Below are 23,891 nucleotides of genomic sequence, written 5' to 3'. Positions count from 1 at the left end.
CCCTGGTACCGGGGCCCGGTGTCGGCTTGTTAGAGCTTCTCTTCCAGCCATAAATACCCCGCGGCGAGCAGGAACAAACCGAAAAACCAGCCCGCCGGCCAGGGTTCCTGCACCGCGTCGGCCGCGGCCAGCGCCGCGCCAGGGGCGGCCGTCGCGCGCTGCGCGGCGGCCAGCCGGCGCTGCTGGGCCTCGGGTCCCTGCCAGTCGCCGGGCTCGAAAACGTAGAAGGAAAAACTGGCTTTGCCGGGGCCCTGAACCTGGTGCCAGCCGGCCGCGGCGGGCCAAAACACGGCGGTGCTCCACTCGGGCAGGCGCGGGTCTTGGCGGAGCGGCAGGGCCACGGCGGGGCCCCCGGCCAGGGCCCGCACGGTGGGCGGTGTGCCTGGGAAGGTGCCCGCGGCCAGCTGCAACCCCGTGGCATTCTGCGTCTTGGGCCAAGCCGTGGCCACGCGCCAGGTAGCGGCGGCCGGCGCGGCGGGTGTGGCCGCGGCCAGCAGCCGGTTCCAAAACGAAGCGTACCCAGCGTCCTGCCCAGCCAGGGCCCAACGGAAGGTTTCGGGCACCACCGACACCACCACCGCACCCAGCCCGAAGCGGCGCTTGGCGGCCACCAGCGCCGCGCTGGGGCCCTGCACCAGCGGTTGCAGCGTGGCGCCGGGGCGCAGCGTGGCGGGCAGTGGGGCGCGCACGGCCGCGGGGGCGTCGGGCCAGGCCAGTAGCTGGGGCGCCACGGCCGCGGGGCGCGGCACCACGGCAAAATCGGCCCGCGCCGGGGTGGCGGCGGGCAGCGGCGCGGCGTCGGCCAGCAGCACCAGGCCCAGGCGGCCGGCTTGCAGGGCCCCGCGCAGGGCCTGGTTTTCGGCCGCGGAGAGGCTAGCGAGCGACGCCACATCGGCCACCACCACGGCGTAGCGGGCCAGCAGGGCGGGCGTGAGGCGACCCAAATCCTGGGCGGGCTGGTTGAGGAATTCGGTTTGCGTCAGGCCCCGGCTAACGCCCGTGCGCACGGCCACGGCCCGCGGCTGCCCGGCGAGGTGGTTCTTCAAAAACTTGAATTCAAATGATGGCGCGGCGCTCAGTAGCAGCACCGGCGGGCGGGGCGCGGCGGTCACTTCCAGCGGCACCGGCTCGGCCCGCACGGCTTGGCCAGCTTGGCGCAGCACCAGCTGGTAGCGCGCCAGCCCGGCCGCCTTGGGCCGGTAGCGCAGCCGAAACGGTCCGCCGCCGGCCGGCACCCGCACCGAGTCGCGCCCGGCGCCGTCGGCGCGCAGGCTTGCCCAGGCCGGGGCCCCGGCGGCCCCGGCGGCGGTGCCTTCCACCAGCAGCGGCTCGCCCAGCTGCACGCGCCGCGGCCAGGTAGCCGTGGCAAACCCCGCAAAGGCGGGCGCGGCGTGCACTTGCACCGCCAGGGCCCCCAGCTGCGGCAGCGCGGCGGCGGGCAGGCCCTCGCCCAGCACGTGCACGCGGCGCAGGGCCGGGCGCTGCTCGGCCAGGGCCAGCAGGCTGCCCAGCGGCCGGGCGCCCGCCGGGCCCGGGGCCCCGGCGTAGCGCCACACGGGCGTGCCCGCCCCGAGCCAGCGCCGCAGCTGGGCCAGGGTATCGGGCTGGTAGCCAGGCGTCAGCACGATGGCTTCGGCGCGGGCGGCGGGCACGGCGCGCTGGGGCGGGTAGGCCGTGAGCCACAGGGCGGCCGCCGCCAGGGCCCCGGCCAGCGCCCGCAACCCGCGCTGGCGGCGGCTGGGCCGGCGCCAAGCGGCCGCCACCAGCCCAAGGCCCAGCAGCAGGCACGCGCCGGCCAGGCCGTACTGAATCAAAATCGGGGAAGGAATGGCCAAGCAATCAACGGCTTAAATTCTGGAAATAGCGTCGCGCCAACCGGTCGGGGGCGGGCGGGGCCGCGTCGGCGGGCGGTGGCGGGGGCAGCAGGTCGGTGAGGGCGCGGGCCACCGTGCTGCGGCAGTCGGGGCAGGGCGGGCGGGCGGCGCGCACGTCGCTTAGCAAGCGGCGCAAGTCGCGCAGGGCCCCCAAGTAGGCTCCCGGCCGCTGCACGGCGGCCTGGGCCAGGGCGGCGCCGGCGGGCTCCAGCAGGCGGGCGTCGGCGGGGCGGGCGGGCTGGCCGGCGGCGCTGGCCGCCAGCCAGGCCAGGGCCCCGCGCACGGCCGGCTGGGCGGCGGGCGCGGCCACTTGCGCCTGCAAGCGCGGGGCGGCCGCGCCCTTCAGGTCGCCAGTGAGGCGCAGGTTGGGCTCGGGCGCGGCGGGCGGGGCGAAGCCGGCTTTCTTGACGAAGGCGCGGGTTTGCTGCTGCACCTCCTTGAGCAGGCGCAGGGCCTTGTACTCGTAGGGCAGGGCGGCGGTGAGCTGGCCGGTGCGCAGGCGCAGCTCGGCGGCCCACATCTGGTCGAGCACGGCGCGGAGCTTGGTTTTCACGGCGGGCTCCAGGAAATCAGCGGTTTCGGAATCGTCGTGCTTGTGGATGTAGGGCTCCATCAGGGCGTCGGTCTCGGCCGTGGGCGACGCGTTGCGGCCGGTCGGCGCGCTGGCCTCGTGGTCGTGGTCATCATGGCTCGCGGGCGTGGCGGCGGGTGCCGGCGCATCGTCGTCCTCCGCAATGGGCGAGTGCGACTCGGCGCGGGGCGCGGGATGGGCCTCGGTTTCGGGCCCCGCCGTCACGCCTATGCCGGGCTCCAGCTCCTCGCCCATAAACTTGCCGTAGCGCAAGCGCAGCGCCTGCTGATCGGCCCCGAGGTCGTTGGCGCGGGTAGTCAGTTCACTGGAGGTGAGGTTTTTGCGCTCGGCTAGCAGCTTTTGGGTATCGATGATGAGCTGGCGCTGGCTACGGAAGTAGGCCGGGGCCACCTTAGGCCCCCCCATCAGGCCAGCCACGCCGGCGGCCTGGGCAGTGTCTTGCCACTGCACCAGGTAGGCGTCGGAGCGGGCGCTGTGGCCGGCGTTGTCGCGGGCCGCGATGTAGAAGTACAATTCGTCGCCGTAAGTCAGGCCCAATTGCTTCAGGTTGAGCAAGCTGCCCACCGTGGTTTGCGCCGGCTGGGGCCCTAGGGCTCCGCTCAAGTCGCGCCGCACCTCGCGGAATTTCACCGCCTCGCCCGCGCCCTGGGCCACGGTGATGACCAGCTCGGCGTGGCTCAGGCCGTAATCGTCGCGCAGCAGGGCGCGCACCGGCACCTCGGACCGGGCCTCGCGGGCGGGCACCAGCGTGTAGGCTTTGGGCGTGAGGATGCGCACCGCGGGGGCCTGGTCGGCCTGCACGTCAACGGAGTAGTCGTCGGACACGGTGTCCGCAAACCGCAACCGGTACAGCACCGAGGCGTTCAGAATCTGCTCGGTTTCAAAGGTGTTGGCCGCTCCCGCCACCGGTTGGAAAGCTACCCGGCGGCCGCCCATTTCCAGCACCGGGGCCCCGCTGGCCGCAGCCCGGCTCACGCGCACCCGCCAGCGCACCCGCGCCCCCTGTGGGCACCGAAACGAGGCCTGCGCCGGGGCAAACGCCGCCCGCCGGGTGTAGGCCGGGGGCGTCACCAGCAGCTGGGTTTCGAGGATGCGGGCGGGCGCCGGGGCCCCCGGACGGGCCGCTGGTGCGGTAAAATGCACGGGCACGGCGGCCGGCGCGGCCGCCCGGGGCCCCGCCGCGGGCCAGAACCAGGCGGCGGCCCCGGCCACCAACAGCCCCAGGGCCAGCAAACCCGGCCGGCGGAAGTCAACGGGCAGCGGTTGTTCTTCGCCGTCAGCTAATTGCTCCAAACGCCCGGCCACCCGCTGCTGCTGGAATTGCTCCAGCAAGCTCAGGTTTTCGGGGGGCAGCAGGAGCAGGCCGGCGCTGTCTTCGAGCGACGGGTACCGGCGGTCGAGGCGGCGGGCCACAGCGGCGGCGGGCAGGGGCCCCAGCGGCGCCAGGCGCCACGCGGCCAGGCCCAGGGCCAGCGCCCCCGCGCCCACCAGCGGCCAAGTGGCGCCGGGCCAGTGCTGGGCCAGGCCGGCCAGCAGCAGGGCCCCGGCCAGCGCCGGCAGCAGCAAGGCGGCGGCCCGGCGCAGCGCGTAGCGGCGGCCCAGGGCCCCCAGCTGGTGGCGCGACGCGGCCAGCGCGGGAGTTTCGGCAACGGAAGCAGTGGGCGTCATGCGGCAGAAATGGAGGATGAAGCGGCCGCGCGCCGGGCCACCCAGCGCTCCACGGCAAACAGCAGCGCGGCCAGTAGCACTAGCCACGGCCGTAAATCGGTAAATGTGAAAGCGCTAATAGGCAAGATGCTAGCTGCTACCTGGGGCCCCAAAGTCGAGGACAGTTGGGCGGGGTCGAAGCGGCGCTGGTCGTGGACGCTGAGGGCGGCCGGGGCATCGGCCGCAGGCTCGGAACGGAGCACTTCCAGCAGCAAAGCGGGCAGGGCTGGGCTGTCGGCCAGCTCGCTCCAGGCGGGTTGCAGGCGGGTAGTTAGCTGGTAAAAAGCGCCCTGGCCCACCGCCTGACGCGCCAGCACCGGCCGGCCCCGGCCATCGGCCCACAGCGGCGCAGCCCCGGCCAGCGCGGGGCCCTTGGTGCGCCGAAACAGCGCCACGGCAGTGGCTTCGGCGGCCGGGGCTACTAGTTGGGACGTGTCGGCAACGCCGGGCCCCGCCGCGGCTTGCCACACGTGCGCCCCCCGCGCCACCGCGGCCCGCCAAGCGGCCGGCACGGGCGCGTCGGACAGCCAAAACAGCCAATTGACGCCCGCCGCGGGGGCTGGTGCGGCCGTGGCCGTGGTCAGCTGCAACGACACCGGCAGCCCCAGGGCGGCCGCTTGCAACGCTGCCCGCAGGTAGCGGGCCTCCTCGGCGTGGCTGGGCGTGGCGTAGAGCACGGCGCGCAGGGGCCCCGTCACAGCGAGGCCGGGGCCCTGGGTCGCAGAATCGGGCCGCAGCTGGCCGGTGCCGTCGGCCGCGGTGAGGTAGCGCAGGGGCCCCAGGCCCGGCGCGCGCAGCGGCGCGCCGCCGGCGGGGCGGGCCACGGCCAGGGTGCGGAAAGTCGTTTGGGTGGCGGTGCTGCGGCCCACCAGCAGGCGCAGGCTATCGGGCGTGCCCGCCGCTTCGGCCAGCCAGGTGGCCGCCAGGGCCCCCGGGTTCAGCAGCTGCCAGCGCACGGCGGCCGGCAGCGGCGGGTGGGGCCCCGCCAAGCCGCGCAAGGTGCTGCTCACCACCACGCGCAGCGGCTGCCCCGGAAACGAATCCACCGCTTGCTGCACCCGCGCCCAGGCAAAGCTGCCCACCGCCGGGCCCCGGTAGCGGCCCAACGAATCGGCCGCCACCGCCGGCAGGCCGGGGGCTAGCCAGCGCAGCGCGTAGCCGCGGCGGCGCAAGGAATCGAGCCCGGGCCGGGTGGCGGCCAGCGCCGGGGTGCCCGCCAGCTCGGGGCCCACCAGCACCTGGCCGCGGCCGGCGGGGCGCACCTGCCGCCACGCCGGCCCGGCCACCGCCACCGCCAGGGCCCCCAGCACCGCGGCGCGCAGCAGCAGCAGCGCCAGCTGCTCGGGCTTCAGGTTGCGCAGGCGGCGGTTGGCGCCCGCGGCCAGCCAGCGCAGGCTGCCCACCGCCACCTCGGGCCCCGGCCGCCGGTTCCAGAGGTAGATGGCCAGCGGCACCAAAAGGCCCAGCAAAGCCAGCAGCGCAGAAGGGGAGGTGAGGGTGAGCAAGTTTTGTTACGTTATGAATTCTGGCTATACTGCTGTCATTCCGAACGAAGAGAGGCTGAGTTCAATGGGGCGGGAAAGCAGTCCTGATTCTTCTCTTCGGAATGAAAATAATCAACTTGCCCGGCGCCGCAAAAACTCGCGCAGGGCCCCATCCAGCGGTGCGGCGGTGTTTAGCAAGTGGTAGTCGAAGCCCTGGCGGCGGGCAGCCTGGGCGGTGTCGGTCAGCCAGGCTTGCAGCTGGGCTTGGTAAGCGGCGCGCTGCTGGTCGGCGTCGATTTGCAAGGTTTGGCCGGTTTCGAGGTCGCGCAGCGTCACGGCGCCGCGGTGGTTGAAGGTCAGCTCATTATCGGCCACTAAGTGTAGCAGCAGCACGTCGCCACTCACGGCGCGCAGGCGCTTGAGGAGGCGGTTTATTTCGCCGTCGTCCTCGTACAAGTCGCTCACGCACACCGTCAGGGCCCGTTGGCGGCGGGCGGTGAGGGGGGCCAGCGTGGTTGCGTCGGGGAAGGTGCCGGCGGCCTCAGCTGTTTCGAGGGCGTGGTAGAGACGCGGCAGCTGGCGGTTGTCGGCGCGGGCCGGCAGGTGGCGCAAGCCGCTGGGGCTGAGGATGGTCAGGCCCACCGCGTCGCCCTGGTGCTGGGCCAGGTAGGCCAGGGCCCCCAGCAGCAGCCGGCCGTAGTCGAGCTTAGTGAGGCCGTTGGCGTCGCGGTGGTTCATGCTGGCGCTGGCGTCGAGCAGCAGGTGCACGGTCAGGCTGGTGTCTACCTCCGATTCGCGCAGGTAGTAGCGGTCCGAGCGGGCCGCTAGGCGCCAGTCCAGCCGCCGCAGGTCGTCGCCCGGCTGGTAGGGCCGGTACTGGCTGAACTCCATGCCCACGCCGTGCCGCCGGCTGGCGTGGGCGCCCGCGAGGAAGCCCTCCGCCGCCTGTTTGGCGGCCAGCGGCAGGTTGCGCAAGGCGTGCAGGAGTTCCGGGCTGAGCATTTTTTAGTTGTCCGTTGCTAGTTGTTGGATTTAGGGCCCCTGGCGGATTCTCTCAGGCCTACTCCCCAGGCCGTCATGCAGAGCGCAGCGAAGCATCTCTACTGGTGCACCAATCATCATCTACTGCCATCATTTACTGCTGCGGTAGAGATGCTTCGCTGCGCTCTGCCTGACGTTCTATTAGCGCTATCCATGGGGCCCGTTCAATCGTGCGGATAGCACCATGGGTACCATTCAACCGCGCGGACTCGCAGAGTCCACGCTACACCTGTACCGCTTGCAGCAGCGCGGCCACGGCGTCGTCGGGCGTCAGGTTCTCGGCTTCGGCGTTGAAGTTCAGCAGCACGCGGTGGCGCAGCACGGGCGGGGCCAGGGCCCGGATGTCGTCCAGCGTAGCGGCGAAGCGGCCCTGCAGCAGCGCCCGCGCCTTGGCGCAGAGGATGAGCGCCTGGCCCGCCCGGGGCCCCGCGCCCCAGCGGCCGTAGTCCTGAATGAACTTCACTTCCGACGTGGCCGGGCGGGTGGCGCGCACCAGCCGGTTCACGAAGCTGAGCAGCTCGGGGCTGAGGCCCACCTGGCGCACCAACTGCTGGAGCTGGCGCACGTCGTCGCCGCCCAGCACCGGGCGCACCTGGGCCCCAGCGGTGCCGGTGGTGCCGCTCAGCACGGCCATTTCCTCCTGCTCGGTGGGGTAGCCGATGCGCACGTACAGCAGAAAGCGGTCGAGCTGGGCCTCGGGCAGCGGGTAGGTGCCGCTCTGCTCGATGGGGTTTTGGGTGGCCAGCAAAAAGAACGGCTTGGGCAGCGCGTGCTCCTGGCCGGCGTAGGTTACGTGGCCTTCCTGCATGGCCTCCAGCAGGGCGGCCTGGGTTTTGGGCGGCGTGCGGTTGATTTCGTCGGCCAGCACCAGGCTGGCGAAAATGGGCCCCGGGTTGAACTTGAACGAGCGGTGGCCCGTGCCGTGGTCTTCCTCCAGCACCTCGGTGCCGAGGATGTCGGTGGGCATCAAATCGGGCGTGAACTGGATGCGGCGAAACGGCAAATCGGTGGCCGAGGCCAGCGTGCGCACCAGCAGGGTTTTGGCCAGGCCGGGCACGCCTTCCAGCAGGGCGTGGCCGCCGGCCAGCAGCGCCACCAGCACTTCGTCGAGCACCGCCGACTGCCCCACGATGACTTTGCCAATCTCGGCTTTCAATACCGGCAGCTTGGCCAGCAACGTGTTAACGTCTTGTTCGGTCATGTAAAAAGATTCAGAAGCGAAGGAACAGGCGCGGATGGAAAGAAGGGCGGCGGAATCGAAAACGCGGGAAAACTGTATCGGTAACTCAAAAAATCAATTAGGCCGTCATGCAGAGCGCAGCGAAGCATCTCTACTGCGGCAGTAAATACAGTTAGTTCAGCAGTAGAGATGCTTCGCTGCGCTCTGCATGACGGTTTTTGTTGCGTATAATCGTCATTAGGTCAGCGCGTACAGCAGGATGTTGACCCCAAACTTGGTGTTGTCCTCGGCCAAAAAGCGCTTGTTGCGGAAGTCGTAGTCCCACTCGCAGCCGTAATCCTTGTTGGAATACAGCACGCCCAGACGGCCCTTGATTTCGACGCCTTTGAGGTAGTCGTGCACCAAGTCGTCGCCCCAGCCGTTCAGCTCGAAGCCCGTGTTCGGGGGCCCGTCCTTGAACTGGAAAAATTGCGAGTAGATGGGGTGGGTTTTGGGGATTTTTTTCAGCGCCTGGGGCCCAAAGCACACGCGCATCTGCTCCTCAAACGAGCGGGCAAATAGGCCGTCGATGTCGTGGTTGCAGTCGTCCACAAACACGAAGCCGCCGTTGCGCACGTACTGCGTAAAGTTCTTTTTCTCGGCCGCCGAAAACTGCACCAGCCGGTGCCCGCTCAGGTAGCAGAACGGGTAGCCGAACAGCGCGGGGCTGTCGAGGGCCACCACTTTTTCCTTGGGCTCGACGGGCACTTTGGTGTACTGCACCAGCGAGTGCAGCAGGTTGGCGGGCATGCGCTCGTCCACCGCGTCCCAATCGCCGGAGTGGTAGCTGAGGCGCACAAACGTGAAGGGAACGGGCATGCAGGAATAAAAGCGAACGGATAAACTTCCCAAATGAAACCAGAAAAATGCCAGGGTTGCGCCACCGCCGGGCATTTTAGGGCCCCCGGCCCAAAAAAATACTGCTAGGGCCCCGGGTAGCCCGGGCCCGGCGCGGCCCCGGGCGCTGGCCCAGCCGGGGCCCCGGCACAACTTTCGGAAGCGGGCTGCGTTGGCGTTCGTGGCTTCACTTTTGCGCCACCCATCCCCTCATTATTCTATTCTTAAACGATTATGAAACTCCTCGCTTTCCCCCTCGCCGCCGCCCTGGCGGTGGCATTTGCTCCCAAGGCCCAGGCCCAGTTCGGCGTGAAGGCCGGCATCAACGCAGCCGAAATGAAGGGCCGCGACGGCGAGTCGGCGTCCTACAAAACGTACTACCACGTCGGCCTCATCTTCCAGGGCCACCTAGTTGGGCCCCTGTCCATCCAGCCCGAAATCCAGTACTCGCAGCAGGGCGGCAACCTGAAGGGCGCCTTCACCGACTACGACACCAAGTTGCACTACTTCTCGGTGCCGGTGCTGCTCAAGGCCACGCTGGGCCCCGTGTTTGTGGAAGCCGGCCCGCAGTTTGGCCTGCTCGTGGACGCCACCCGCGACGGCCAAGTGGAAATCAGCGGCACCAACGGCTCGGCTGCCTACGCCAACGTGGACGGCCAGAACGTGAAGGACCAGTACAAGAAAACCGACATCAGCATCGCCGGCGGCGTGGGCCTCAAGCTCGGCAACCTCACGGTGGGCGGCCGCCTCGTGGCGGGCCTCAACGACATCAACGACGCCCGCAATCTGACCGGCATCAACGACCCCAAGTTGCAAAACCGCGTGTTCCAGGCCTACGTTGGCCTCCAGTTCGGCAAGTAATGAGAGTTAAAAGTCGAGAGTTAAAAGTTAAAAAGGCACTCTGCATTTAGGCATCCTGCTTTTTAACTCTCAACTTTTAACTTTTTACACGGCGTCGGAAAGGCTGGTGAAGGTGAAGTCGCGGATTTTGAGCGGCGGCACCAGGCAGCCGGCCAAGCGCTGGGGCCGGCCGATGGCCTCCAGGTTGTTGAGCATGATGATGGGGCTCTCGTTGAAGCGCATGTTCTTGATGGGGAACTTGATGGCCCCGTTCTCGATGTAGAACGTGCCGTCGCGCGTAAGCCCGGTGTAGAGCAGCGTCTGCGGGTCCACCTCGCGGATGTACCACAAGCGCGTGATTAAGATGCCCTTGGCAGTGCCCTTGATGAGCTCGGCAGTGCTTTGCGTGCCGCCGCTCATGACGAAACCGCTCGGGAACGGCGTGGCGGGCACGTTGTTTTTCTGGGCCCAGTAGCGCGAGTAGAGCATGTTTTTCACCACGCCCTTCTCCACCCAGCTCATGCGCTGCGTGGGCAGGCCGTCGCCGTCGAAGGCGTTGCCGGGCACCTCGGCGTTCATGGGGTCGGAGTAGATCGTCACCTTCTCGTCGAACAGCTTTTCGCCCTTGCGGTTGCCGCCGCCCTTCTTGGCGAGGAAGCTGCGGCCCTCGTCGGCCGAGCGCGCGTCGAGGCCGTAGAACAGGCCCCCGAGCAGCGATAGGTCGTCGCCGGCCATTAGTGCGGCCGGCTCCAGGATGACGGTGTACTTGCCCGGCTCGATGGCCTTGGCGTTGAGCGAGCCGGCGGCTTTGTCGGCCGCGCGCTGCGTCAGGGCCTTGGCGTTCAGCTTGGCGGCATCGGTCACGTCGGCAATGGCGTAGCCCGAGCCGCGGCCGTCGGCGGTGCGCACCGTCACCGAAAAGTCGGTGTTGGTGGACTGCTGGTAGGCGTCGAGTCCCTTGTTGTTGCGCTTGGCCACGAAGCTGGTGCCGCCGTCGAGGAAGCCCGCGGCGGTCAGGCTTTTGGCCGCGCACAGGTTGATGCTGTCGGCCGCGGCCTGGGCGCGGGCGGTGGGCGAAAGCACCGTGGGCGCCGCCGAGGGCGGCTTGAGGTAGGTTTGGGGCCCCAGCAGGGGCACGTACTCGGGGCTTTCGGGGGCGAGGCGGGCAATTTCCTCGGCCCGCTGCACGCAGCGCTTCAGCGTGGCCTCGTCAAACTCGTTGCACGTGGCCGTGCCGCTGCGCTTGCCGAAGCGCGCCTCCACGGCCAGCGAAATCGTGTCTTGGGCGCCGGCCGTGCTCACGCTGTTGCGGGCGTAGCGGATGTTGCCAGTTGTGCGCCCGTTCAGCGAGGCCTCGCACTCGTCGGCCGTGCTGTAGCCCAGCACTTGCTTGAGCAGGGCTTGGGCGTCGGTTTGGGAAAGGATGGGCATGGAAATGGAGTTAAGCGAAGAAGTAAAAAGTTGTCATCCTGGGCACAGCGAAGGACCCATAGACGGTCGAACCGCTCGCAGTAAATTATTGGTCACGGCGAGTTGGGCAGCGGTGAAAAGATCCTTCGCTGTGCTCAGGATGACAACTTTCCATTAGCTGCTTCAATAAGAAACTACCCAATCTTCCGGGCCGTGTTGATGACGTTCACGCCGTTGAAGCGCGTGGTGGCCGAGCCGTGGCTTACGGCCGAAATCTGGGCCGGCTGGCCCTTGCCGTCGAAGAACGTGCCGAACAAGCGGTAGTCCGACTGGTCGCACACCGAGTGGCAGGCGCCCCAGAATTCCTGGGTGTTCGACTGGTACGCCACGTCTTCCAGGGGCCCCGTGATTTTGCCCTTCTCGATGGCGTAGAACATCTGGCCGCCAAATTGGAAGTTAAAACGCTGCTGATCAATGGAGAAAGAGCCCGCGCCGGCGATGTAAATGCCCTTGTCCACGCCCTTGATCATGTCGTCCACGCTCAGCTTGGCCGCGCCGGGCTGCAGGCTCACGTTGGGCATGCGCTGGAATTGCACCGAGCTCCACGAGTCGGCGTAGCAGCAGCCGTCCGACGCCTTTTGGCCCACGATGTGCGCCTGGTCGCGGATCTTCTCGTAGTTCACCAGCTTGCCCTCCTTGATGAGGTCCCAGCGGCCGGTTTTCACGCCTTCGTCGTCGTAGCCCACGGCCCCCACCGAGCCCGGTTGCAGCTTATCGGCCACGATGTTGACTTGCTTCGAGCCGTAGGGCAGGCCCTTGGCTTTCCAATCCAGGGTGGCGAACGAGGTGCCGGCGTAGTTGGCCTCGTAGCCCAGCACGCGGTCGAGTTCGAGCGGGTGGCCCACGCTCTCGTGGATGGTGAGGCCCAGGTGGCCGGGGTCAAGCACGAGGTCGTACTTGCCCGGCGTCACGCTCTTGGTGGTGAGCTTTTGCTTGGCCTGTTTGCCGGCCAGGGCGGCGTCGGCCAGCAGGTCGTAGCGCAGCTTATAGCCCACCAGATCGGTGCCGGTGGGGCCCGGCACCTGCTCGCTGGTGCTGGGCGTGAGGTATTCGTAGCCCAGGCCCATGGGCGAGCTGAGGGCCTCGCGCGAGCGGAACTTGCCCGAGGCCTTATCGATGGCCGTGACGCTGAACGTGGGCCAGATGCGGTGCACGTCCTGGTCGATGTAGGAGCCGTCGGTGCTCGCAAAATACTTCTGCTCGTTCACCTGGAACAGGCTGGTGCCGATGTAGCTGGCGCCCGCGTCCAGGGCCCGGGCGTTGGCTTCCAGCAGCAAGTCCACCTTCTGCTTAATGGGCACCTCGAAGGCGTTCTGCTGGATGGGCGTTTTCCAGCTCACCTCGCCGTAGCCGGCCTGGGGAGCCAGCTGCACGGGCTCCTTCTGTACCAGGCGGTTGGCCTTGGCAATGGCCACGGCCAGCTGGGCGGTGGCGGCAATGCTGTCGGTGGTCACCACGCTGGTGGAGGCGAAGCCCCAGCAGCCCGCCACCAGCACCCGGATGCCCACGCCGTAGCTCTCGGTGCTCACAATGTTCTGCACCTGCTTCTCGCGGGTGAATACGTACTGGTTGAGGTAGCGGCCGATGCGCACGTCGGCGTAGTTGGCCCCGGCGCTCTTGGCGGCGTTCAGGGCGGCGTCGGCCAGGCGTTTTTTCTGGGCCACGTCGGCCCCCGGCTCTAGCAAGCGGGCGGGGTCCACGCGGGTGTGGCCGAAGCCGGGCAGGCTGGGCAAAAACAGGGCCCCGGCGGCAAGGCCGCTCAGGCCCACAAAGTCGCGTCTTTTCATGGCGGTAAAGAAAAGATAGAAAATGTGCTATTCAGTGAAGTCGGCGTGAAACGACAAAAGAACGTCTCGCCTGGGGGCCCCAGAACTGTCATCCTGAACGCAGTGAAGGATCTGAGGATAGCGGAACGGTTAGCAGTAAATGTGTTACTGCGCGCTTTTCTACTGTCCTCAGATCCTTCACTGCGTTCAGGATGACAGAAAAATGAGCCGTTCTACACCGCGTCCGACAAGCTGGTGAAGGTGAAGTCGCGGATTTTGAGCGGCGGCACCAGGTTGCCGGCCAGGCGGACCGGCTTACCGATGGCCTCCAGGTTGTTGAGCATGATGACCGGGCTCTCGTTGAAGCGGAAGTTCTTCACTGGGAACTTGATTTGGCCGTTTTCGATGTAGAACGTGCCGTCGCGCGTCAGGCCCGTGAACAGCAGCGTTTGCGGGTCGACGGGGCGGATGTACCACAGGCGCGTGACGAGGATGCCCTTGGCGGTGCTTTTGATGAGGTCGGCGGTGCTTTGGGTGCCGCCTTCCATCACCCAGCCGTTGGGGCGGGGCAGGTCGGGGATGCCGGCCTTTTGGGCCCAGAAGCGGGTGGAATAGAGGTTCTTCACCACGCCCTTTTCAATCCAGGTGGTGCGCTGCTGCGGGCGCCCGTCGCCGCTGAACGTCAGGTCGCTGATGTCCGGGTTCAGCGGGTCGGAATAAATCGTTACGCGTTCATCAAATAGCTTTTCGCCCTTGCGGTTGCCGCCGCCCTTTTTGCTGAGGAAGCTGCGGCCTTCGTCGGCGTTGCGGGCGTCGAGGCTCTGCATGAGCGCGCCGAGCAGCGAAGTATCCACGTTGGACAGCAGCGCGTTGGGCTCCAGAATTACGGTGTATTTGCCGGGCTCAATAGCGCGGGCTTTCACGGACGACGCGGCTTTGTCGGCGGCAATCTTCGTGAAGCGGGCCGCGTCCATCTTCGCCGCGTCGATGTAATCGCCCGAGGCATAGCCCGAGCCGGTGCCGTCCGGGGTGCGCACCGTCACCGAGAACGTAACGTTGGAAACCTGCTGGTAAGCCTCCAGCCCTTTGGAATTGCGCTTGGCCACGAAGCCCGCCGAGTCGTTCAAAAACGCGGCGGAGCTGAGCTTCTTCTGGTCGCAGAGGGCCATGCTGGCCCCAATTTGTGTGGCCCGGTAGTCGGGCGTGATGGCGGCCGTGGCGGCGGCGAAGGCGCGGCCGCCGTCGAGGTAGGTTTGGGGCCCCAGCAGGGGCATGTACTCGGGGCTTTCGGGGGCGAGGCGGGCAATTTCTTCGGCCCGCTGCACGCAGCGGCGCAGGGTGGCGTCGTCGAACTCGTTGCACGTGGCCACGCCGCTGCGCTTGCCGAAGCGGCTTTCCACGGCGAGGGAAATATTATCGTTCGCGCCGGCGGTGCTGATGGAGTTGCGCGCCGAGCGCACGTTGCCGCCCGTGTTGCCGCTGAGCGTGGCATCGCACTCATCGGCGGTGCTGAAGCTGAGGACTTTTTTGAGGATGGTTTGGGCGTCGTCTTTGGAGAGCATGGCCAGGTAATAATTTGCTGATTCGTTGAAGAAAATCAGAACGTCGTGCGGGGCTTGCCGAAGCAGCGCTACTGCGTGCGCAACTCAATGGCTGCCACGAAGCGGAAGAGCTGCTGCGGCAAGCCCCGCACGACCGTTCAAGCGTTACCCAATTTTCCGGGCCGTGTTAATCACGTTCACGCCGTTAAAACGGGTAGTGGCCGAGCCGTGGCTCACGGCCGAGCTCTGCGAGGGCTGCCCTTTGCCGTCGTTGAAAGCCCCGAAGAAGCGGAAGTCGCTCTCGTCGCAGGTAGCGGCGCAGCTGTTCCAGAATTCCTGGGTGTTGGCCTGGTAGGCCACGTCCTCGAGCATTTCAGTGATTTTGCCCTTCTCGATGGCGTAAAACACCTGCCCGCCAAACTGGAAGTTGAAGCGCTGCTGGTCGATGGAAAAGGAGCCGTTGCCGGCGATGTAAATGCCCTTGTCCACCTTGCTCACCAGCTCGTCCACGCTCAGCTTGGCCTTGCCCGGCTGCAGGCTCACGTTGGGCATGCGCTGGAACTGCACGTCCTGCCACGACTGCGCGTAGCAGCAGCCGTCCGATTCCTTCTGGCCCACCATGTGGGCCTGGTCGCGAATCTTCTCATAATCCACCAGCCGGCCTTCTTTGATGAGGTCCCAGCGCTTGGTTTTTACGCCCTCGTCGTCGTAGCCCACCGCGCCCAGCGTGCCCGGCTGCGTTTTATCGGCCACGATGTTCACCACTTTCGAGCCGTAGGGCAGGCCCTTGGCTTTCCACTCCAGCGTGGCAAACGAGGTGCCCGCGAAGTTGGCCTCGTAACCAAGCACGCGGTCGAGTTCCAGCGGGTGGCCCACCGATTCGTGGATGGTGAGGCCCAGGTGGTGCGGGTCGAGCACGAGGTCGTACTTGCCCGGTACCACGCTTTTGGCGGTCAGCTTCTGCTTCACCTGCTTGGCGGCGGCGGCCACGTCTTCCAGCATGTCGTAGCTGTACTTGTAGCCCACAATGTCGGAGCCCGTGGGGCCGGCCACTTTGTCGGCCGCTTTGGGCGTGAGGTACTCGTAGCCCATGCCCACGGGCGAGCTCAGGGCCTGCCGCGAGCGGAACTTGCCGCTGGCCCGGTCGATGGCCGTGACGCCGAACGAGGGGTAAATGCGGTGAATGTCTTGGTCGATGTACGAGCCGTCGGTGCTGGCAAAGTACTTCTGCTCATTCACCTGCGACAAAATCGAATTCACGAACGACACGCCCAAATCCAGGGCCTTCGCGTTCACGCCCAGCAGTAAATCCACCTTGTCCTTGATAGGCACCTCAAACGCGTTCTGCTGAATCGGGGCCTTCCAGCTCACCTCGCCGAAGCCGGCCTGCGGGGCCAGCTGCACCTTTTCCTTCTGCACTTTGCTGTTGGCCTTGGCAATTTGCACGGCCAGCTGCGCGGCCTTCGCAATGCCCGCCTCGGTCACGGTGTTGGTGGAGGCGAAGCCCCAGGTGCCGTTGGCAATCACGCGCACGCCCGCGCCGTAGCTCTCGGTGCTGGCGATGCCCTGCACCTGCTTTTCGCGGGTGAACACGCTCTGGTTGAGGTAGCGGCCGATGCGCACGTCAGCGTAGCTGGCGCCGGCGGCCTTGGCGGCGTTGAGGCCGGCATCGGCGAGGCGCTTTTTCTGGGCGGTGTCGGCGCCGGGCTCTAGTAGGCGGGCGGGGTCCACCAGGACGCCGCCAAGGCTAGGGAAGCTGGGGAGAAACAGGGCCCCGGCGGCAAGGCCGGTCAGTCCCACAAAGTCGCGTCTTTTCATGGTGTGCAGGGAAGGAGTATTTAGTTGTTTTATAAGCCGTTAGAATTAGTGCTTCGATTACACCGCGTCCGACAAGCTGGTGAAGGTGAAGTCGCGGATTTTGAGCGGCGGCACTAGGTTGCCGCCCAGCCGGACCGGCTTGCCCAGCGCCTCCAGGTTATTCAGCATGATGACCGGGCTCTCGTTGAAGCGGAAGTTTTTCACCGGAAACTTGATTTGGCCGTTTTCGATGTAGAACGTGCCGTCGCGCGTCAGGCCCGTGTAAAGCAGCGTCTGCGGGTCCACGGCCCGGATGTAGTAGAGGCGCGTGACCAGGATGCCCTTGGCGGTGCTTTTGATGAGGTCGGCAGTGCTTTGGGTGCCGCCGGCCATTATCCAGCCACCGGGCGGCGGGATGTCGGGCACACCCGATTTCTGGGCCCAGAAGCGCGAGGTATAGAGGTTTTTCACCACGCCTTTTTCCACCCACGTCACCTTCTGCTGCGGCCGGCCGTCGCCCGCAAAGGTCAGGTCGGGAACGTCGGGGTTCGTGGGGTCGGAGAAGATGGTGACCCGCTCGTCGAAGACCTTTTCGCCCTTCTTGTTGCCGCCGCCTTTCTTGCTGAGGAAGCTGCGGCCTTCGTCGGCGTTGCGGGCGTCCATGGCGTTCATCATGTTGTTAAGCAAATCAACGGCCGCGGCGGGCTCTAGAATCACGGTGTACTTGCCCGGCTCAATGGCCTTGGCGTTCACCGAAGAGGCCGCTTTATCGGCCGCTACCCGCGTGAGGCGGGCGGCGTCAAACTTCGCCAAATCGGTGTAGTTGGCAATGGCGTAGCCCGAGCCGGTGCCGTCGGCCGTGCGCACGGTGATGGAGAAATCCACGCTGCTGCGCTGCTGGTAGGCCTCCAGGCCCTTCGAGTTGCGCTTGGCCACGAAGCCCGCCGAGTCGTTGAAAAAGCCGGCGGAGCTAAGCTTCTTCTGTTCGCACAGCGCCATGCTGGCCCCAATTTGCTCGGCCCGGTAGTCGGGCGTGATGGCGGCCGTGCGCGCCGCAAACGAGCCCGGCGACGCGAGGTAGGTTTGGGGCCCCAGCAGGGGCACGTATTCGGGGCTTTCGGGGGCGAGGCGGGCAATTTCCTCGGCCCGCTGCACGCAGCGGCGCAGGCTAGCGTCGTCAAACTCGTTGCACGTGGCCAGGCCGCTGCGCTTGCCGAAGCGCGCTTGCACCGACAACGACACGTTTTCGGCCGCGCCGGCGGTGCTGATGGAGTTGCGCGCCGAGCGCACGTTGCCGCCCGTGCTGCCGTTGAGCGTGGCCTCGCACTCGTCGGCGGTGCTGAAGCTGAGGACTTTCTTGAGGATGGTTTGGGCGTCGTCTTTGGAAAGCATGGCCTGGAATTGATTTGCTGGTTTTGGGTATTCTCGGAACGTCACGCGCAGTTGGCGTTCCTTGCGGGCGGTTCGTTACCCAATTTTCCGGGCCGTGTTAATCACGTTCACGCCGTTGAAGCGCGTGGTGGCCGAGCCGTGGCTCACCGCCGAAACCTGGCTCGGCTGGCCCTTGCCGTCGAAAAAGGAGCCGAACAGCCGGTAGTCGGATTCGTCGCACACAGCAGCGCAGGAATTCCAGAATTCCTGGGTGTTGGCTTGGTAGGCCACGTCCTCGAGCATCTCGGTGATTTTGCCCTTCTCGATGGCGTAAAACACCTGCCCACCAAACTGGAAGTTGTAGCGCTGCTGGTCAATAGAATAGGAGCCGCGCCCGGCGATGTAAATGCCCTTGTCCACGTTCTTGATGAGCTCGTCCACGCTTAGCTTGGCCTTGCCCGGCTGCAGGCTCACGTTGGGCATGCGCTGGAACTGCACCGAATCCCAGGAGTCGGCGTAGCAGCAGCCGTCCGATTCGGTTTGCCCGACGATGTGGGCCTGGTCGCGAATCTTTTCGTAGTTCACCAGCTTGCCTTCCTTGATGAGGTCCCAGCGCTTGGTTTTCACGCCTTCGTCGTCGTAGCCCACCGCGCCCAGCGAGCCGGGCTGGAGCTTGTCGGCCACAATGTTGACCTGCTTCGAGCCGTAGGGCAGGCCCTTGGCTTTCCACTCCAGCGTGGCGAAGCTGGTGCCGGCATAGTTGGCCTCGTAGCCCAGCACGCGGTCCAGCTCCAGCGGGTGGCCGATGCTCTCGTGGATGGTAAGGCCCAGGTGGTTGGGTTCGAGCACGAGGTTGTACTTGCCCGGTACCACGCTCTTGGCGGTCAGCTTCTGCTTCACCTGCTTGGCGGCCAGGGCGGCGTCGGCGAGGATGTCGTAGCTGTTTTTGTAGTAGATGAGGCCCGTGCCGGCGGCCCCGGCAATCTGGTCGGCGGCCTTGGGCGTGAGGTACTCGTAGCCCAGGCCCATGGGGGCGCTCAGCGCGTCGCGCGAGCGGAACTTGCCGGTGGCTTTGTCAATGGCCGTAACCGAAAACGTGGGCCAGATGCGGTGCACGTCCTGGTCGATGTACGAGCCGTCGGTGCTCGCAAAGTACTTCTGCTCATTAATTTGAAACAGCGACGAGTTTACGAACGACGCGCCGTTGGCCAGGGCCGCGGCGTTAGCGGCCAGCAGTAATTCTACCTTCTGGGCAATGGGCACCTCGAAGGCGTTTTGCTGAATGGGCGTTTTCCAGCTCACCTCGCCGTAGCCTTTTTGCGGGGCCAGGCGTACCTGTTCCTTCTGCACTTTGCTGTTGGCCTTGGCTGTTTGCACGGCCAGCTGGGCGGCTTTGGCAATGCCGGCTTCGCTCACGTTGTTGGTGGCAGCGAAGCCCCAGGTGCCGCCGGCCAACACCCGCACGCCGGCCCCGAAGCTCTCGCCGCTGGCCAGGTTCTGCACCTGCTTTTCGCGCGTAAAAATGCTTTGGTTGAGGTAGCGGCCAATGCGCACATCGGCGTAAGTAGCGCCAGCGGCCTTGGCGGCGTTGAGGCCGGCGTCGGCGAGGCGCTTTTTCTGGGCCACGTCCAGGCCCGGCTCCAGCAGGCGGGCGGGGTCGACGGGCGTGCCGCCAAAAGAGGGAAATTCGGGGAGGAACAGGGCCCCGGCCGCCAGGCCAGTGAGGCCCACAAAGTCGCGTCTTTTCACAAGATGAAGCAGAAATGAGTATGGCCGCCGCCGCAAAGTAGGACGGAAATACGATTTTTGTTACCGCATTTTTTTAGCCGGCCCGTTTTAAAGGGGAGGGGTGGGGCCCCAGGGTTGCACAGCACCGGGCTCCCAGGGCCCAAAAAATACCCGGCGCCGGGTCCCAACGGCGCTAGTAATCACCAAAAAGCCCCGGCTGTAAGGTCCGGGGCTTTGGAAGTGAAATGAGTGCAGCGCACCCGTGAGTAGAACGATTGCCGCGTGGCCCGCAAGCGAGCGGCGCCGGCGTCAGAGAGGCGCTACTGCTTCAGCAGGCGGCTCACGTAGGTCTGCTGGGCCCCCACCACTTGCACCAGGTACACGCCGGGCACCAGGCCGCCAAGGCGCTGGTTGAGCTGCTGGTTGAGCTGCGCGGCGGTGCCTTGGCCATCGAGCACGAGGCGACCGGTGGCGGTGTGCACCTGCAGGCGCAGGTGGGCCCCGGCTTCGGGCACCTCCAGGCGCACGGCGGGGCCGGCGGGGTTGGGGTAGAGGGCCAGCGGCGCGGCGGCGCGCGGCCGGGTACCGGTCACGGTGCCGAAGGCGTAGCGCGTGAGGACGGGGTAGTGGTCGGAGGTGGTGGTGCCGTAGTTGGCGATGATGCCGGCGATGCCGGTTTGCACTTCGGCCGTGCCCTTGAGGTAGCTGTTGTAAAACGATTTTGAAGTTATCACGTGGTCAATCACGTCGTTATATGCCACGGTGGACTGCTTGCCCGTCAGGCTCAGCTCCTGCAAGGTGGGCGAGGGGTAGTTGGCGGCGTCGGCGGTGAAGGCGCTGTAGGACGTGGTGGGCGGGGCCACGCCGGCCGTGACGGTCTGGTCGAGGTCGTCGTTGAAGTCGCCGAGCACCACGAAGTCGCGCCCCGCGTAGTCGGCGTCGAGCTTGGCCTTTAGCTCGTCGGCGGCGCTTTTGCGGCGGGCGTAGGAGGTGGCCGTGGGGCTGGTGTTGGCCTTGGCGTGGATGGCCACGAAGGTCACCGGCTTGCGCACGCCGTTGAGCACCACGTCGGCCTGCATCACGAAGGGAAAGCGGCCCGACGACCAGTAGCTGTAGTCGGGCAGGTTTTGGGCGGCTTTTGAGCGGAAGAAGGCCGAGAATTTGGGGTTGCTCACCACGGCGGTGCGGTACACGAAGGCCAGCTTTTGGGCCCCGGCGTAGTCGGCGTCCAGGCTGTCGTCGGCGTTCGAGCCGAAGTACGCCACGCGGTAGGCGTAGCCGGGCAGGGCGCTCACCAGGGCGCGCAGGCGCACGGTGTCCACCACTTCCTGCAGGGCGTACACGTCGGCGTTCAGGCCGCGGAACACGGCGGCGGCGTTGGCGGCTTGCAGGTTTTTGTCTGGGGGCCCCAGGCCGGCGGCCGGCGAGCCGAACCACTCCATGTTCCAGTTCACCACTTCGAGCGTACCCGCCACGTCGTAGGTGTTGCCGCTGAGCGCCACCGCCGCGGTGGGGGCCCCGGCCGCTGCCACGGTGGCCGTGGCGGCGTAGGCGGTGGCGGCCGCCGCGGGCGAAAAGCGCACCTGTACGGCCAGCGTTTTGCCCGCGGCGTCGGCCGCGGGGTAGCTCAGCGAGGGGCTAAAGGCGGTGCCGTCCTTTGAGAGCTGAAACGCGGGGTCCGACGAAACCACGGTGAGGGGCCCCGTGAGGTTGGCGGCGCTCACGCGCAGGGTTTGCACGGCGCTGGTGCCCACGGCCTGGTAGCCGAAGCTGAGGCCCCGGGCGCTGGCAGCCAGCGTGGGCGGCGGAGCGGTAGCCGAGTTGGTCAACACCACGTCGTCGAGGGTCCAGCGGGCCCCTTCGTCGGTGGTCGAATTGTACACGAAGGCCACGTACACGCCGGCGGTTTTGTAGGCGCTTAGGTCCACGTTCTGGGTCTGGGTCCAGCGGTCGGTGCCGGGGGCGGGGAAGGCCGCGTTCAGATCGGTCCAGGTCACGCCGGCGGCGGTGGGGCTGCCCGTACCTGGGTAGTTGGTTGAGGCCAACAGGCGCAGCGCGGGGCCGTTGAAGGCCGTGCGGCTCCAGTACGAAAGCAGCGGGAACGTGCTGTTCGTCAAGTTCAAAGGGGGCGACACCAGCCAGTCCTCGTTGGTCACGTTGGTCCCGTTGGCGAAGCCGTTGATTTGCACGCCGCTGGGAAACGCCGTGGTGCCGGCGGGCGCGTTGGGGTCGCGGCCAAACGTGGTGCAGCCCCACACCTGGGGCCCCACCACGCTCACCTGCGTGAAGCCGTCGGAGAGCGTGGTGCTGCCCGTGCAGCCATTGAAGTTGAACACGATTTGGTTCGGGTTGATGCCGGTGCCGGTCAGCACCACGGTGCGGGCGGTGGCCCCGGCGCTGGTGTTGACCACGGTGCCGGTGGCGGGCCCCGGGGCGGTGGGCGTGAAGCGTACCGACACCGTTTTGGCGGCGGCCAGGTCGGCGGCCGAGTAGTTGAGGATGGTGGTGTACACCGTGCCGTCCTTCGAAATGCTGAACGGTTCAGCCGTCGTCAGGGTCGCACCGGCGGTGAGGTTGGCGGCGCTCAGGGTGTAGGTTTGGGCGGCCGACGACAGGTTCAGGGGCTGGTTGCCGAAGGCCAGCACGGCGGGCGTGGCCGTGAGCACCGGCGCGCTGGGGTTCGAGGCCCAGCGCAGCGTGAAGTCGTCGATGGCCGTGCTGGGGCGGTTGCCGCTGCCGGTGCTGGCCGTCAGGGCAATCACCCGGATCCACACCGGGCCCGCCACGTCGTCAAGGGTCGAGCCGAAGCTCACCGTCACGGCGTTGCTGGTGAACAGGTTGGCGCCCGTGGCAACGCCCGTGCCCACCGGCATGAACGCCGTGGGCGCGGCCCCCACCGCGTAGTCCACCTGCCACGAAGTGGTGCGCGGCGCGGTGGCGTTGTCGAGCGACTGGAGGCGGAAGGTGAGCGACAAATCGGTTTTGCCGGCCGTGTTGGCCGCCTGAAACACGAAAGCTGCGCCGGGGTCGTAGCCCGCGGTGCCGGTTTGGCGCACGCCCAGGGCCCGGTTGGGGGCCGCGGTTTGCTCGGCCGCTGTGGCCGTGGCCAGCATGCCCGTGGCCGAGGCGAAGTTCTTGAACCCAGCGTTGGTAGCGTTCCACAGCGCCGGGGCGGGCGCCAACGCGGCGGCCGTGCCCAGGGCGCCCGACGAGGCCGCCGTGTACACGACGAAGCCCGCGGGCAAGCCGCTGGCCAGGTTGTCAAAGGTTTCTACGTAGGGGCTGGTGCCCAGCGTGGCCTGTGCCTGCGCCAGGGCCTCAGGCGCGAGCAGCGCCAGGGCCCCGGCCAGCCCAGAAAGTAAGAATTGTTTCATAAAATAAGGGAGGGATGAAGAAAACGGCCGCTGCCGCCCGGGCGCACCCCCAAGGTAGCGACTGGGCCAATCAGCACCTCCGATTACTTCGCAAAACAGTCGGGCGGCCGCGCGAACCTTGTGGTTCGCGCGGCCGCCCGACTGTTTTGCGCGGCGCTACTTTTTTTTGCCCCCATCTTCCCCTCGAGCCCTACGCCCGGGCCAGTACCACGTCGGCAAAGTCGCCGTCGTCGAAGGTGGCCACTACACGCAGGCCGGCGGCGGCGGCCATAGCGGCAATTTGCGGGGGCGTGAACTTGTAGGAGTTTTCGGTGTGGATGACCTCCCAGGCCGCAAACGGCACGGTTTGGCCCAGGGCCCCCAGGTGCACGGTTTGGGCGCGGGTGCTCACCAGGTACGAGCGCACGGCGCCGGTCAGGGGGGCGTAGTCGGTGTAGTGCTGCCAGGCGGCGAGGTCGAAATCGGCGGCTAGCTCGCGGTTGATGCGCGTGAGCAGGTTCAGGTTGAAGGCCGCCGTCACGCCCTGGGCATCGTCGTAGGCCGCCCGGATGCGGCGCGGGTCCTTCTGCAAATCGAAGCCGATTAGCAGGCGGTCGGCTGCCGCCAGGGGGGCCGCCAGCTGCGCCAGAAACGCCGCCCGCTCGGTGGGAGCGAAGTTGCCGATGTTCGAGCCCAGGAACAGCACCGCCTTGCGCCCCGGCCGGGCCGCCAGCTGGGCCAGGGCCGTGGCGTAATCGGTGGCTACGGGGGTGGTGCGCAGCCCCGGCAGCTCGGTGGCCAAGCTAGCGGCCAGCCCCGCCAGGGCCCCGGCCGAAATATCCACCGGCACGTAGCTAAAGTCGTCGGACGTGGCCAGCAACTCGCGCAGCAGCAGCTTGGTTTTCAGGCCGTCGCCAGCACCCAGCTCCACCAGGGCCAGGGGCCCCGGCGCATCGGCGGGGTCGAGGGCGGCGGCAATCGCCGGGCCGTGGGCGGCAAAAATCCCGTACTCGGCCCGGGTAGGGTAGTACTCGGGCAGGCCCATAATTTGCTGAAACAGCTCGCTGCCCGCGTCGTCGTACAAGTACATCGACGAGAGCGTTTTGGGGGCCCGGCGCAGGCCTTCGGCCACGTGGGCAGCCAAGCTGGAAACAACCGGTGACGGGGCGGTGGATGGGGTCATGCGGGTACTTAACGAAAAAACGGGCGCCGGGGACGGCACCAAAACAAGCCGGGGCCCCCGGCGCAAGCAGCGTAGGCCACCGGGTGCC

15 protein-coding genes are annotated in these 23,891 nt (G+C 67.1%); 1 reads left to right on the top strand and 14 read right to left on the bottom strand.

Annotated elements, in window-relative coordinates; translation table 11 throughout:
* Positions 1–29: 29 nt before the first annotated feature.
* The 6 genes from EAH73_RS09375 to EAH73_RS09350 all read right to left on the bottom strand — a co-directional run bounded on the left by EAH73_RS09375 (position 30) and on the right by EAH73_RS09350 (position 8,736).
* A complete protein-coding gene (locus EAH73_RS09375; RefSeq protein WP_140466227.1) occupies positions 30–1,835 on the bottom strand; it encodes a hypothetical protein in 1,806 nt (601 codons plus the stop codon).
* A 4-nt stretch (positions 1,836–1,839) separates the two neighbouring features.
* Positions 1,840–4,134 carry a DUF4175 family protein gene (locus EAH73_RS09370; RefSeq protein WP_140466226.1) on the bottom strand — a complete coding sequence of 765 codons (2,295 nt, stop codon included), beginning with the start codon at positions 4,132–4,134 and terminating at the stop codon, positions 1,840–1,842.
* Positions 4,131–5,678, bottom strand: a complete 1,548-nt coding sequence (locus EAH73_RS09365; RefSeq protein ID WP_140466225.1) for a BatA domain-containing protein — start codon at positions 5,676–5,678, stop codon at positions 4,131–4,133. Before EAH73_RS09365 ends, EAH73_RS09370 begins: the two co-directional genes overlap by 4 nt.
* 111 nt (positions 5,679–5,789) lie before the next feature.
* Positions 5,790–6,659, bottom strand: a complete 870-nt coding sequence (locus EAH73_RS09360; RefSeq protein ID WP_140466224.1) for a DUF58 domain-containing protein — start codon at positions 6,657–6,659, stop codon at positions 5,790–5,792.
* Between the two features lie 262 nt (positions 6,660–6,921).
* Positions 6,922–7,899: an AAA family ATPase gene (locus EAH73_RS09355; RefSeq protein ID WP_140466223.1), complete on the bottom strand. Its 978-nt coding sequence runs from the start codon at positions 7,897–7,899 to the stop codon at positions 6,922–6,924.
* 216 nt (positions 7,900–8,115) lie between these two features.
* Positions 8,116–8,736 (bottom strand): DUF4159 domain-containing protein, encoded by a 621-nt coding sequence (locus EAH73_RS09350; RefSeq protein WP_140466222.1) that lies wholly within the window; start codon positions 8,734–8,736, stop codon positions 8,116–8,118.
* 252 nt (positions 8,737–8,988) lie between these two features.
* Between EAH73_RS09350 and EAH73_RS09345 the strand changes: the two genes are divergently transcribed.
* The gene (locus EAH73_RS09345; RefSeq protein WP_140466221.1) at positions 8,989–9,615 is read left to right on the top strand and encodes a porin family protein; all 627 of its coding nucleotides are present in this window, start codon (positions 8,989–8,991) and stop codon (positions 9,613–9,615) included.
* An 84-nt stretch (positions 9,616–9,699) separates the two neighbouring features.
* On the opposite strand, the gene EAH73_RS09340 is transcribed toward EAH73_RS09345, so the two are convergent.
* The 8 genes from EAH73_RS09340 to egtD form a co-directional block, all read right to left on the bottom strand.
* The gene (locus EAH73_RS09340; RefSeq protein WP_140466220.1) at positions 9,700–11,025 is read right to left on the bottom strand and encodes a TldD/PmbA family protein; all 1,326 of its coding nucleotides are present in this window, start codon (positions 11,023–11,025) and stop codon (positions 9,700–9,702) included.
* A 173-nt stretch (positions 11,026–11,198) separates the two neighbouring features.
* Complete coding sequence (locus tag EAH73_RS09335; protein ID WP_140466219.1) at positions 11,199–12,851, bottom strand: TldD/PmbA family protein; 1,653 nt, start codon at positions 12,849–12,851, stop codon at positions 11,199–11,201.
* Positions 12,852–13,063: 212 nt separating this feature from the next.
* The gene (locus tag EAH73_RS09330) at positions 13,064–14,398 is read right to left on the bottom strand and encodes a TldD/PmbA family protein (RefSeq protein ID WP_140466218.1); all 1,335 of its coding nucleotides are present in this window, start codon (positions 14,396–14,398) and stop codon (positions 13,064–13,066) included.
* Between the two features lie 138 nt (positions 14,399–14,536).
* The gene (locus EAH73_RS09325; RefSeq protein WP_140466217.1) at positions 14,537–16,189 is read right to left on the bottom strand and encodes a TldD/PmbA family protein; all 1,653 of its coding nucleotides are present in this window, start codon (positions 16,187–16,189) and stop codon (positions 14,537–14,539) included.
* A 57-nt stretch (positions 16,190–16,246) separates the two neighbouring features.
* Positions 16,247–17,560 carry a TldD/PmbA family protein gene (locus EAH73_RS09320; RefSeq protein ID WP_140466216.1) on the bottom strand — a complete coding sequence of 438 codons (1,314 nt, stop codon included), beginning with the start codon at positions 17,558–17,560 and terminating at the stop codon, positions 16,247–16,249.
* A 75-nt stretch (positions 17,561–17,635) separates the two neighbouring features.
* The gene (locus EAH73_RS09315) at positions 17,636–19,288 is read right to left on the bottom strand and encodes a TldD/PmbA family protein (RefSeq protein WP_140466215.1); all 1,653 of its coding nucleotides are present in this window, start codon (positions 19,286–19,288) and stop codon (positions 17,636–17,638) included.
* 299 nt (positions 19,289–19,587) lie between these two features.
* On the bottom strand, positions 19,588–22,641 hold the full coding sequence (locus EAH73_RS23880) for a T9SS-dependent choice-of-anchor J family protein (protein WP_140466214.1): 3,054 nt from the start codon (positions 22,639–22,641) through the stop codon (positions 19,588–19,590).
* A gap of 190 nt (positions 22,642–22,831) precedes the next feature.
* Complete coding sequence (gene egtD, locus EAH73_RS09305) at positions 22,832–23,803, bottom strand: L-histidine N(alpha)-methyltransferase (protein ID WP_140466213.1); 972 nt, start codon at positions 23,801–23,803, stop codon at positions 22,832–22,834.
* Positions 23,804–23,891: the final 88 nt, after the last annotated feature.

Origin of the sequence: Hymenobacter nivis (genome assembly GCF_006439025.1) — a bacterium.
GTDB lineage: Bacteria > Bacteroidota > Bacteroidia > Cytophagales > Hymenobacteraceae > Hymenobacter > Hymenobacter nivis_A.
Note: the sequence above shows the minus strand (reverse complement) of the source record. Positions and strands in the feature narration are given on the sequence as shown.

Bases quoted from the DNA above. Each gene is read 5' to 3' on its own strand.
- EAH73_RS09370 (WP_140466226.1), bottom strand. From the start codon at position 4,134: ATGACGCCCACTGCTTCCGTTGCCGAAACTCCCGCGCTGGCCGCGTCG.
- EAH73_RS23880 (WP_140466214.1), bottom strand. From the start codon at position 22,641: ATGAAACAATTCTTACTTTCTGGGCTGGCCGGGGCCCTGGCGCTGCTC.
- EAH73_RS09350 (WP_140466222.1), bottom strand. From the start codon at position 8,736: ATGCCCGTTCCCTTCACGTTTGTGCGCCTCAGCTACCACTCCGGCGAT.
- EAH73_RS09355 (WP_140466223.1), bottom strand. From the start codon at position 7,899: ATGACCGAACAAGACGTTAACACGTTGCTGGCCAAGCTGCCGGTATTG.
- EAH73_RS09360 (WP_140466224.1), bottom strand. From the start codon at position 6,659: ATGCTCAGCCCGGAACTCCTGCACGCCTTGCGCAACCTGCCGCTGGCC.
- EAH73_RS09325 (WP_140466217.1), bottom strand. From the start codon at position 16,189: ATGAAAAGACGCGACTTTGTGGGACTGACCGGCCTTGCCGCCGGGGCC.
- EAH73_RS09340 (WP_140466220.1), bottom strand. From the start codon at position 11,025: ATGCCCATCCTTTCCCAAACCGACGCCCAAGCCCTGCTCAAGCAAGTG.
- EAH73_RS09320 (WP_140466216.1), bottom strand. From the start codon at position 17,560: ATGCTTTCCAAAGACGACGCCCAAACCATCCTCAAGAAAGTCCTCAGC.
- EAH73_RS09345 (WP_140466221.1), top strand. From the start codon at position 8,989: ATGAAACTCCTCGCTTTCCCCCTCGCCGCCGCCCTGGCGGTGGCATTT.
- EAH73_RS09335 (WP_140466219.1), bottom strand. From the start codon at position 12,851: ATGAAAAGACGCGACTTTGTGGGCCTGAGCGGCCTTGCCGCCGGGGCC.
- egtD (WP_140466213.1), bottom strand. From the start codon at position 23,803: ATGACCCCATCCACCGCCCCGTCACCGGTTGTTTCCAGCTTGGCTGCC.